Below are 12,360 nucleotides of genomic sequence, written 5' to 3' on the forward strand. Positions count from 1 at the left end.
TAGACAAATACTTACGCGGTTTCAACCTCAGGTACTGAATCTATCGAATTGACAAATTTAACCAATTGCGGATCTGAATCTTTTTGTATGAGGTTTCGGAGACTCTTTTTCAATTCATAAGCATCATCCCCTGCTGTATTTATTAAATCCATATAAAAATCTTTGTTTTGCAGAATCAATGAACGGCATGCCCCATCGGAAATTACAGGTTTCACTATTTTATCAATAACGTCTCCAGCTTGACTTTTCAAATTACCATGCGATCTAAGCCATGTTTCGAAAAATTGAAACTTTATTGCATTGATAGTCTTTTTACCGATGCAGAAATCATTTCTTATATCGGTAACTGTCGATTTAATTTTTCGTTTATCCAATCTTTCAACTATATTCTTGAAACAATTAGGGAAAGGATTCAAACTTTGAGTTCCAGAAGCAATATCCATCAGAATCTTTTTGCCAAATTCAGTCAAGTTATCTGGCAAGGATTTGATTTTAGCCAGTAAATGTTTTATTGCGACAAACCAATAATATGATGTATGTGCTGTTCTTTGGGCGTATAATGTATCAACACTTATTTCAGACAACGCTTCGAACGCTATTTTATTGATATGATCGGTCAGGACATTGCTTATTTTAGTGGTCAAATCGTAAAAAGATGCGTCAGGAATTACATCTTTAATATTGTTCTTAGTGATATACTTATCCAAATCGGTATTCCACTCTGCTAAATGCTCGATAAATACCTCATCCGTTACACCTATTCTGTTCTTAATATCTTCAAATTGGGGCAATATGTCTGAGAGCAATAATTTATAGCCAAGTTTATGATTTACCATGTATTGTAGTGTTTCATTTAATAGCGGTATATTCCATCCCACACTATTTACTAATAAGTCTCCATGATCCACATAATAGTCCATGAGTTCTGCAACATATTTTATATCTCCACCCTCTATTAAGGAAACGGAATGACCATGTGCCAATTGCATGGCGACTAAATCGTAATATCCAGACTCTTTAATGTTTCGGCCATCAGTTTCTAATTCAGAATGCAACTGATTTATGTAGGTTGAATCTAACGTTACAGGTAAAGGTCTTTCTTCGTCAGATGCCAATAAACGATAGGTTGTAAATATAGCCCCTATATTATCTTTATTTACATTCTGTTCATCAATGCAATTCGTGATCGCTTGCAAAAGCGTTGGAAACGTATAGGTAGAATTATCTTTTAACGTTTTTACAATATCTGCATGGTCGAAATTATCGGGTAGTAAGTTTGCCAAATAATTATCGAGCGCCTCCGAATTTGTTGCTACTTGATAATATTTATATGCTTTAGTTGTCGCGTTATCCCGATAGGCAGCATCTGTTGCATTTGCAGCTTGAATATAATCGATAAATGTATTTGGCTTGACTGTTTTTGCTTCAATCAATGACGTAAAATCGCACGCCAACTTATTTTGCGCAATAAACCTGTCTATTGCATCTAACGTTTTGAAATAGTCGCCGCCATTGAAGTCATTGAACCGAACTATCTTCTTATATAATTGAGCAATCACATGGTTTTGGCTTTCCGTGTCTAAATGCAACAGCAGTTCTTGGTATTCGACAGGGAACACCTGCTTCTCTATGGATTCTTTTAATTTCAATTGTGCTATTCTTTGCCATACACGCAGAATAACATCGCTCTTTCGAGTTAATTTATGCAAACAATGTATAATCTTATCGATAAGCGCATTGTCCATACATTGTATAACTTCTTCTAATACAGTGTCAAATTGTTTATTAGTCTCTGCATATTGATTTATGTCGTGGTCTTCTTCTCCGTTGATGCAGCCTTCAATATATTTTTTCAATGGAATTTGTCGAGCATCTTCAACATCGACACCATATACCAAAGCTGCAATTTCGCGTTGTGTTTGCAGATCATTGTTAATTATTGTTTGAATGCCATTCAGATAGTCGCCGGACAATATTTGTTCTACTGGATTTGCCAGAATATCCGTCTTCTTCAAACAGAACAATGCTATGTTTATCATCAAAATTTCGTTACACCACTCTTGTTTAAGAGCGACCATCTCATTGATATATGATATAATTTCCCTAACATTGGCATTAGGATTTACCAATCTGAATATCCGATTTATAGTTTCTTTCGCTTCATTTTCTGTTTCTCCAAATGCTTCAACAAACAGTTTGTTGAATATACTTCGATAGTCGGTAATAACAGGAGGAGCAACACGATAAACAATAGGGAAAGTTTTATTGATAAAATACTTGGTCAGTTGTTTCGTTTGTTCGTCGGTCTCATCTCCGAATGCACAAGCTAAATGTGTTTCATCGAAAGGAATAACAGCCCAAACATTTTCAAAACCGCTATCGGCGAAGAACGTATGGATAGAAGACCATAATTCTTTTACTTTTTCAGCGGGGAGACGATCCATGTTGTCAAAAACAAGGACTAATTTACGTTGTCCTTTTTCCTTGATAAAATCAGAAATGTCTTGCATCCATGTTTTGAACTCGTAAACCGTTGGTTCGTCTTCGCTCAAAGTCTCATAGCAAACGTCCTTTTCGACTTTATCTTGATAAATAGCTAACATATAACTCCATCCATATTTATGATCTTTGCTATATGCCCATTTCCAAACGCACAATGCAATAAGAACTGGCAGTGCAGCTATGATAATAGACAATAAAGAAAACCACCATGTTGTGGGTGTAGGTTTTACTGCATACGCAATAAATGTAAATATCGGAGTTAAAACTGCAACCAAAAATGCCGCAACCATACCATTACTGATAAGGGGATATTTTTCGGTTACGGTCTCCGTTTTACGGGCTAATAAATATTTCAGCTTTTCAGACCATGATACGGTTTTCGTACCTCCACCTTTGACTTTTATTGTTGCATTTCCAGATAGGATACCATCATCAATAAGTTTGCTTGTAAGCAATTCCAATATAGAGCGGCGTTGCAAGTCCTCTTGATGTCCCCATGCGTCATACTCAAAAAAGTAATAGTCGTCTGATAATTCACGTTCCAACATTTTAACCACGTTGGATTTTCCAGATCCCCAAATACCTTCGATGCCGATAATTCGAGGTAAAGTACATTCCTCATCCAATGAATCATTCTGACAAAAATGGCGAGCAATAGTTTTTGCCAACCTTTCTTGCGAACCTCCATCGAATTTGTCAATACCACACGGTTTATTTTGGATAAACCGCGGATATTGCTGTTTGGATTGTAGTTTTGTTTCCATATACGTAATTTATTGATTATACGAACTCCAAATAATTCTCCCGATTTACCACATGAAACTCGGCATAGGGATAGGCTTCTTGGAAGGCTTTCGGTGCGGCCGGCATTTTATTTCCCCACTTGAACTCCAAGGCGGTAAGACTGTCGGCACTCTCCTCAATCAGGTCGATTTCCTGTTTGTCGTAGGTGCGCCAGAAATAGAACTCCCTGTGCAGTCCCTCATTGAAGTTCGCTTTGCGCCGCTCTCCGATGATGTAGTTCTCCCACAGCGCACCGACATCCTGCCGAATGGCCAGCGGTGAGAAAGCCCCGATAATGGCATTGCGAATGCCGTTGTCGTAGAAGTACCACTTGCCAGCTTTTGTAACCTCCTTGCGTAGGTTACGCGAATAAGCCCCCAGACGATAGATAACGAAGACCTTTTCCAATAGGTCGAGGTATTTTTCAACGGTCGTCTTGCTCATGCCGAGTTGTTTACCTAACTCTTCGTAAGAAACTTCGCTGCCCAACTGAAAAGCTATCAATCGCAGTAGATCGCGCATCTTGCTCGAATTTTTTAAGCCGTCAATTGCTAAGATATCTTTAAGCAGGTATGCACCGACAATATCACGTAGGTAGTCTGTTTTACGTTCATAGTTCTCCATCATTACTACTTCGGGATAGGAACCGTAAATCAAGCGCGCTTCGAGGTTCTGGCGGGTTTCAAGTGCCGTTTCCGTCTGTGCGATTTCCCGTTGCGAGAATGGTGTAAGGAGAAATTGCGTACTGCGGCCGACCAACGGTTCACCAGTCTTATTCAGCAAATCGAATGACGAAGAACCACTTGCCAAGACACTTATTCCCGGTATTTCATCAACTATCAACTTCAGAATACTACCGATTTGTGGTATGTTCTGTGCCTCATCAATAGCCAGCAAATCAATACCATCCAATAAATGCCGATAATTGGCTATTGAGCGATTCTCCAATAGTGCTAATGTGTCGTAGTCTTCGCCGTTGAGCATCATCGTCCTACCTGAATAGTTGTCCACAATTTTACGCATCATTACCGTTTTACCAACACGGCGAGCACCAAAAATCAGTACTGCTTTATTGGGCGCGATTCGTGCTGTAATCTTCTCTTGAAGTATTCTATTTACTGTTTCCATACCTTATAAAATATAATGCAAAGATAATCATATTTTTTTAATTGGCGAATTTTACAAAAAAAACGGGCTATTAAATGGCGATTTTTACAACCACAATCTTATGGAAGTTGTTTCATTGTTTTTAGTAATGATATATGTTCATACTATGATGACTCAATAATTTACCAGACATACGTTTCTGAAATTTGTCCTTATAGGAATGAAAAACTCACATATATTGTGCTAATTAATATATAATTAAATGAAAATAAAAAGACAGGATACGAGTATTCCTGTCTTCTCATATGTAATGGATATTTTTTTATTTTCTCATCCGCTCCAACTCCTCATCACGCAACATTCTCTCGTTCAGTTTTTCCTGCATCCTGTCAATGAAATAGGTGCGGCTTTCGTTCTTCCGGCGTTTGATATCAGTGTAGAAGCGGTAGCAGTCTTTAGAATCAACCCCGAATATCTTATAGAGAAGTGGGGCGAGCTGTTTGAGCGGCATATTGCCGTTGTTGATGCAGCCCATCACGTCTATGCCGTAGATAAGTTCCACGAGGTCGATGGCATTGCCCGTCCATTGAAGAAGGCTGGCGGTGGTTTCTGTTGCGTTGTTGGCGGATATTAGTGGTGGCACTTGGGGCGTGGCAAGGAATTTCTGCATCTTTCTTACGAAAGACAGAGCCTTGCTGACGTAGGCGGCAATCTCTCTTTTTTCTTCTGACAGATTACGTACGGGATGGTGCTGCAACTCGATTTCGATGTAGGCAAGCGCGATGACGGTAAGGTTCATGTCCATGCCGCCGTTGCACAGTTCGATCACTTGGGTGGCGAAAGCCGTGTATGCCGTTTCCATATTGCAGTCGCCGGCTTCGTTTATCAGGCGGAAAAAGTCGGTTTCCGCCAGCAAGAAATAATTCATGGTTCTGTCAATTTTGAAAATTACACTTTGTTTTCTGCGTGCGCACATGAATATAATTGGCAAAAAACGCGGCAGAAAATAAAAAATCCAACACTCAATTTTACAAAGTGCTGGATTTCAGAGGTATAAAATTCAGTATTTTTTCACAAGGACAAATTATCTCCGACTTAAATTGTTTGTAATCGGAACATTTATTCTATTCCTGAAAATAGAAATGTATGCTTGCCGCACATTTTGGCTATCTTGCTTTTTTATCAAGGATATAGATAATGCGACATACACCGTTGGGATAGCTTTTCAAAGAGGAAAGCGTCCAGTGTTGCTCTGGCAGAGCCGACTTAAAAAAATGTCGTCCGCTTCCGGATATGAAAGGAACGGTGTATAGTATGATTTCATCCACAGCGTGCATCCGCAGCAGTCCGTTTATATAGTCTGCCGTGTCCGGTGTGGCTTCCGCGAGGTAACGGATGTTTGTGCAGTCTTTTCTCCATTCGTGCAGCATTGAAATGGAATAGTCCGGTGTCACACGGTAAAAGGCTTTCTTCCTGATTTCATCAAGACCGCAACGGTCAAGGCACAAATCCTGATGTGCTTTATCATATAACTCTGAAGAAAGACATCCGTCCATCGTCAGTACGGCGAGAATCTGAACTTTACCCATAATCGTTTCCTTTCGTTAGGCAAGGGTAAAAAAGTAGCGTGCAATTCACACTACCTTCAAGCGATGGCTCTGGTAAAGCCTTTACGGAGAGTACGTGAATGCACGCTATGCGTAAGCATAGCATAAGCATCACGCAATCGTCTCCGTAGTTCCAATTTACCAGATTTTCGCTTGAAACGCCTTGCGGTCTTATCCTATATGTTGGCGGCGAAAAGCTCCTGCCAATCGCCGTTTTTCTCAAATGTTATGCAAAGATAGCCAAATTCAGTGAATTACGGGCTATGATTGCTTGAATTTATATTTAAGTCCATACTCTTCAAGTTTGCTGTATAGTGTTGTCCTGCCTATGCCGAGCAGTTCTGCGGCGACACTCCGGTTGCCGTTTGCCTGTTTCAACGCACGCAATATCCGCTCCTTATCCTCCGCGTCATTGCGCAAGGCGAAGCTGACAGTAGAGGTCGGTTTCGTCACGGCAAGTTCCAGATGCTCTTTCATGACAACACCTTCCTGCGCCTGCAATACAGCACCCATAACTTTCTGCCGAAGTTCCCGCACGTTGCCCGGCCATGCGTGTGTCAGCAACGCTTTACGTGCTTCGGAACTGAACCCGCTCACGCTACACTCCAGCTCTCTGTTTGCCATATCACGGAAGAACTCTGCCAGCGGCATAATGTCTTCTTGACAGTCACGCAACGGAGGAACGGTTATCCCGAAGTCGTGCAGGCGGTACAGAAGATCCTGCCGAAAACGCTTTTCATTCACCGATACCTCCAAATCTTCATTGGTAGCAGCGATGATGCGGACATTGAAATTCCGGTCTGCCTTGTCTCCGACCGGGCGATACCGCCTCTCCTGTATGGCACGGAGCAACATCTGTTGGGTTTCCAACGCGAGGTTTCCTACCTCGTCCAGAAACAACGTGCCGCCTTCCGCCTCATGGAAATATCCTTTCTTGGCATTGTCCGCACCTGTAAATGCACCTTTGACGTGTCCGAAGAAAGCCGACGGTGCAAGCTCTTTGGAGAGTGAACCGCAGTCCACCGCCACAAATGGCTTGCCTGCACGTTTGCTCTTGTCATGCAACAGGTGGGCAATATGCTCCTTGCCCGTGCCGTTCTCACCAAATATCATCACGCTCATATCGGTGGCGGCTACCAGCCTTATGCGGTGCATGATTTTCTGAAAGGCGGAACCTTCACGGGCGAATATAGGCATACGGCGTTGTCCTGCCTGACGTTCTTTCAGTATGGAACGGATCAGGGGGACAAGTTTATCCTCCACAAGCTGTTTGGGAATATAGTCTATCGAGCCGAGTTTCATGCTTTCCACGGCGGTATTAACTTCGGCGTAGTCGGTCATAATGATGAAGGGCTGCATCTTTCCCTCCTTTCGCATCCAGCACAAAAGGTCTATGCCACTGCCGTCAGGCAGACGCAGGTCGGCAACCACGATATCATTATCTGTTGCCTGTTGCAGATGTTTCTTCGCGGTTGAGAGGTGGTAAGCCTTCATATTGCGGTAGCCCTCCCGTGACAGCATATTGCAGACATATTCGCAATACACGATGTTGTCTTCCACCACAATTATTTTTGTCTTATTCATCTTCGTATTTTCTCCTTTCCTCTTCTGCCAACCGTATTATTTCCACTCCCTTATCCAGCACGGCAGTCACGGCATGGCTTAACGCTTCACCATCCGGGAGAGCATCGCCACGAAGCAATCCGTAAAGTACATTCAGCGGTTGGTCGGCACGGAGCACCTCCCACGAACTGCGCAGGTGGTGGATCAGGGAATCCAGCTTTTGCAGGTCTTTTTCTTTTGCTGCATCCCGTACCGCCTGCATTTCCTTTTCTGTTTCAGTTATCAACTTTTCCAGCATGACGGCTTCATTGCCATAGGACAATAAGGCGGAAAAGTCCGGTTTCCCGTCCGGTGTCGCTTTTATGGCACACCTGTCGGAAACCTCCATCAGTTCCGATATGGAGAACGGTTTGAACAGGCATCCGGCAAAGCCTTTTGCCAATAGTTCCCCTTTGTTACAACTGCCCGAAGCGGTTGCCACAACCACCGGGATTGTTGGTGAATTGCCCACGTTGGACGAACGCAACAGTTCCAGCAATTCGAAACCGTTTATATCGGGCATATTCAAGTCTGTCAGCAACAGGCTGTATTCTTTCTGGCGTATCATTTCCATCAGTGCCGCAGCATCGGTGCAAGTGTCGCAGTGTATTCCTTCTTGGGAATACATCTCTTTCAGCATCAGAAGTAATACCTCATCATTGTCAATGGCGACAACATCATGGAATTTATTGTTATGATAAACAGGTGTATTGCTTGTATATCCAAGCTGTTCTTCAGCTTCCTGCATAGAAATTTCAACTGTGAAACGACTGCCTTTCCCTTTCTTGCTGTCTAAACGGATTGTTCCGCCAAGCATCGACACAATATTACGCATTATGGCAAGCCCAAGCCCGAAACCCTCCTTTGCGGCGGCATTTGATAGACGTTCAAACGCACCGAACGCTTGTTTCTGTTCCTCTTCTGTCATGCCTGTACCTGTATCTTCAACGACCAGTGTCAGAACTCCATTATCATATTCAGTAATCAAAGAAACACCGCCTTCTTCTGTGAACTTGACAGCGTTTGACAGCAGGTTATTCCCGATTTGTATTATTCGCTCTTTGTCGGTCAATACAATGGCATCGTGTCCAGTCTTCACGGACAAGGACAGCCCTTTGTTCACGGCAACAGGCATGAACTCCGTTTCAAGTGTGTGCGTGATTGCTGAAATCCGGCAGGGTGACAGACGGGGCTGTTCCTTGCCGTTGTCCAGGCGGAAGAAGTCAAGCAAAGTGTTAAGCATATCCCGCATACGGTCGGAGGATTGCAGTATGTTTTGGATATACTGCCCGGACTTATCCTCACACTGTTCTTTCCGTATCAGTCCGGCATAGCCTGTTATTGCTGTCAGCGGTGTGCGCAGTTCATGGGTGATAGTATGTACCGCCTTCTTCCTTGACGTTATCAGTGCCTCGTTCCGTTGTACGGATTGTTCCAGTTGCCTTATCAAATCAGTTGTCTTGTGCTTGTATTGTTTAATGCTTTTTGCATCACGATGTATGATGATGTAGGAAATTAACAACAATAGAAGAACGAATCCCATTAAACCGCCTACTTGCATAAATGACTTTTCACGCATGGCAACTATTTCGTTTTCCCGGCTTTGCAGTTCGGTTTGTACCTTTTCTTCTATTTGGCAAATCAATTCTTGCAGTTGTCTGTTAAGTTCTGCATTACGAGCTGCAAGGCTGTCGGCTTGTTCCGACAATTGGCGATCCTGCACTTTCTGTTCGCTGATTACGTTTCTATTGACCGAATGAAGGATAGTGGTTGATACTGCTGGAGTTACTTCCTTTTTTTTGCCGAATATGCCTAAGAAACCTTTTCGTTTTGGCTTTTTGGACTGTTCCTGCACACTTTTCTGTACAATAACCGGAATTTGATTGGCTATCTTCTTGTTAATAGATTGTTGTTCATCCATTAACCGGACTATCTGGAACATCTGTCGTTCCTTATCCTCTAAAAGACTGCGCACACTATCGATGCGCTCTGCTGGATAGGTGGCCTTGAAACGGCAGAGCATACTGTCCATTGCCATACGCCGTGCATGGTAATGCTCGATATCTTTATCGTTCCATTCCAGTATTGTTTCACCCAATAGAGAAAATTTTATCATTTGAATATTGATATTGTTTATTTCTTTTCGGAGCTCGTCTATTTTTTTATTGCCAAGTTCTAATGCTTCTATCTCCTGCCATTCATAGAGGCTATTATATGCCATACATCCGATAAGAATGGAGATAAGTATATATCCCAACCGTATTGCCTTATAGAAATTTCCTGACCGCTCCATTATTTTAATGACATTGATTTTTGGAACATGAATAAAAGTTTATCTTTTTCGTTCATGCGGATATTATCAGAATAACCGTCTTTTGTTATTTGATACCCACATGGCTTAACCATAAAAATGCCTAAGCCCTTAGTGTACGAACTTACTTCTGAGGCATAGTCTTTACTTGTATTTAATGGAACTTTCCCTTTAATATGACACCACTCATTATTACAACTGATGTCTTCAATCTCAGACATCAGTTTTTGCAAATCTGTAATAGCTTTGGAACTCGCTACTTGGGGTATCTGCAACTCAAAACAGAGCATCGGTTCGAGAATGTCCACACCTGACTGTTGCAAAGCCAGCCTGAAGACATAAGGGGTCAGCTGTCTGAAATCAGCAGGTGTACTTACCGGGCTATAATACTCGGCTTGAGTAAAAGTTACTTTCAGATCTGTCACTTCCCATCCATGTAAACCAGATTGGCAAGACATACGAATCCCTTCAAAAACGGCATTTTGAAAAGAATGGTTCAGATAACCATAGGAGATGTCACTTTCGATTTGCAACCCTGCCCCTAACGGTAAGGGTTCAAGAGTCAGCCCTATTGTGGCCCAGTAAGGGTTGGGTGGTACTTCGATCTGAATAATCTTATTGACCTTTTTTATAGGTCGTTCTTTGTAGATAGTCTTGATCTCATCAAAATGGACCTTTACGGAAAATCGTTCTTCCAGCAATGTCTGTATGATTTCCTTTTGGGTCAAACCATATAACGAGATTTCCAATTCATCACTATATGAGTTTATGGAAAAGGACAAAGACGGGTCTTCAATCCACAATGTATTCAGAGCGGATATCACCTTGCTTCTCTCTTCGGGCTTATTTGGCCGGACGGAGGATTTGAGAGCGGGATGCTGATGAGATAATCCTTGAATCAAACAAGGTTTAGCACCTAAATAATCTCCGATTCGAAAATCTTCTATATCTTCTACAATCGCGATATCATTGGCACCCACTTCATCAACATTTATCTCTCTGCCCTGATAAATAGTCTTTAGATTTTTAATCTTGATGAATTTTTCCGAATCGTTGATTCTTACAACGTCTCGAAGTCTCAGACTTCCGTCAATTATTTTAAGAAAACTTCTTTTATGCCCTTTGGGGTCATGCTCTATCTTATAGAGATAAGCTGAAAGTCTGTTTGAGACTGATGCCGGAGGAAGTATAAAAGAAGAAATGGCGTCCAACAACTCATTGATACCGATATTGAACATTGCTGATCCATGTAGCACCGGATAGACTTTGGCTTTTGCCACAAGAGCGATTATCGTATTCCAATAATCAGCCGGTGAAATTTCGCTATCCGCCAAATATCGTTCTAATATATCGTCGTCATGGTTGCATACAAATTCTTTGTATTCTTCCTTTATATATGTTTGGGAGCAAACCGGATAAACCGATCCATCGACAACAGTTTGCATAAACAGGACATCTTGCGACAGATTTGTTTTTATATCCATATACAAACGCTCCAAATTCACACCGGCACGGTCAATCTTATTGATAAATATAATTGTCGGGATTTGCAGCTTTTGTAAAGTACTGAACAGCAACTTTGTCTGCGCTTGTATGCCTTCCTTTGCGGATAAGATGAGGACTGCTCCATCAAGCATTTTGAATGTCCGCTCCACTTCCGCAATAAAATCCATGTGTCCCGGAGTGTCAATGATATTGCATTTCACTCCATTCCAGATAATAGATGTCGTAGAAGCCCGGACAGTAATTCCTCTACGTTTCTCTATATCCATAGAGTCCGTTATGGTGTCACCATTATCCACACGGCCGCACTTTTCCGTTGCTCCACTGGCAAACAGCAGATTCTCGGTTACGGAAGTTTTTCCTGCATCAATGTGAGCAAGAATTCCTAAATTTATAATATTCATTTGGATTAAGCAATAATATACTACAGTAGATGCATTGTCGAAACGCACCTTTTAATACCTCCTCGTAGCATATGAGAACTACAGGATTACTAACTCGTATTAATATGTATATTATTACTGCCGCATAACGATTACAAAATTACACAAAAAAATATATCTAACAAAAGTGGGAGGATTTTTTAACTTTTTACCATAGACATTTTATTAGGGAAGCGTAGGTTCAACTGGCAAGTACAAATAAGTAGAAATGTTTGAACAACACCGTTTTAGGAAGTTGAAAAATCAAGTTTCTCTCTCGGTATAGCGTTTATTTTGGCCAATATCTTCTTTAGTTTAGCATTTGTGTATTTCCCATTCGTGTTCTATTTAGCTCCTTATTATGAGTATGTAGCAAGTTACTTATCAAATTCAGCCTCTTTGAGGGTCAAATATGGTTTTGCAAATGGTGACTGACAAGACATAAACAAGGTCAGCAGGAATTTTTTACATAAATGGACATGAATGTATATAACCTAAAATAAGAATAAATTTTAATAAGGGC

Annotated in this window: 7 protein-coding genes; all 7 read right to left on the reverse strand. The window is 41.6% G+C overall.

Going from position 1 to position 12,360, the window contains the following annotated elements; translation table 11 throughout:
* Positions 1–11: 11 nt before the first annotated feature.
* Entirely contained in the window at positions 12–3,266 is a 3,255-nt protein-coding gene (locus HMPREF9448_RS09165; RefSeq protein ID WP_004291481.1) for a P-loop NTPase fold protein, read from the reverse strand.
* A 16-nt stretch (positions 3,267–3,282) separates the two neighbouring features.
* Positions 3,283–4,413 carry an ATP-binding protein gene (locus HMPREF9448_RS09170; RefSeq protein WP_004291480.1) on the reverse strand — a complete coding sequence of 377 codons (1,131 nt, stop codon included), beginning with the start codon at positions 4,411–4,413 and terminating at the stop codon, positions 3,283–3,285.
* Between the two features lie 301 nt (positions 4,414–4,714).
* Entirely contained in the window at positions 4,715–5,320 is a 606-nt protein-coding gene (locus HMPREF9448_RS09175; protein ID WP_004304269.1) for an RteC domain-containing protein, read from the reverse strand.
* A gap of 238 nt (positions 5,321–5,558) precedes the next feature.
* Entirely contained in the window at positions 5,559–5,981 is a 423-nt protein-coding gene (locus HMPREF9448_RS09180) for a dihydrofolate reductase family protein (RefSeq protein ID WP_004291474.1), read from the reverse strand.
* 279 nt (positions 5,982–6,260) lie between these two features.
* Complete coding sequence (locus tag HMPREF9448_RS09185; protein ID WP_004291471.1) at positions 6,261–7,583, reverse strand: sigma-54-dependent transcriptional regulator; 1,323 nt, start codon at positions 7,581–7,583, stop codon at positions 6,261–6,263.
* Positions 7,576–9,894, reverse strand: a complete 2,319-nt coding sequence (locus tag HMPREF9448_RS09190; RefSeq protein ID WP_004291467.1) for a hybrid sensor histidine kinase/response regulator — start codon at positions 9,892–9,894, stop codon at positions 7,576–7,578. The genes HMPREF9448_RS09185 and HMPREF9448_RS09190 overlap by 8 nt, the downstream gene beginning before the upstream one ends.
* Positions 9,894–11,819 carry a tetracycline resistance ribosomal protection protein Tet(Q) gene (gene tet(Q), locus HMPREF9448_RS09195; protein WP_004291466.1) on the reverse strand — a complete coding sequence of 642 codons (1,926 nt, stop codon included), beginning with the start codon at positions 11,817–11,819 and terminating at the stop codon, positions 9,894–9,896. The genes HMPREF9448_RS09190 and tet(Q) overlap by 1 nt, the downstream gene beginning before the upstream one ends.
* Positions 11,820–12,360: the final 541 nt, after the last annotated feature.

The sequence above is a fragment of the Barnesiella intestinihominis YIT 11860 genome, assembly GCF_000296465.1.
Taxonomy (GTDB): domain Bacteria; phylum Bacteroidota; class Bacteroidia; order Bacteroidales; family Barnesiellaceae; genus Barnesiella; species Barnesiella intestinihominis.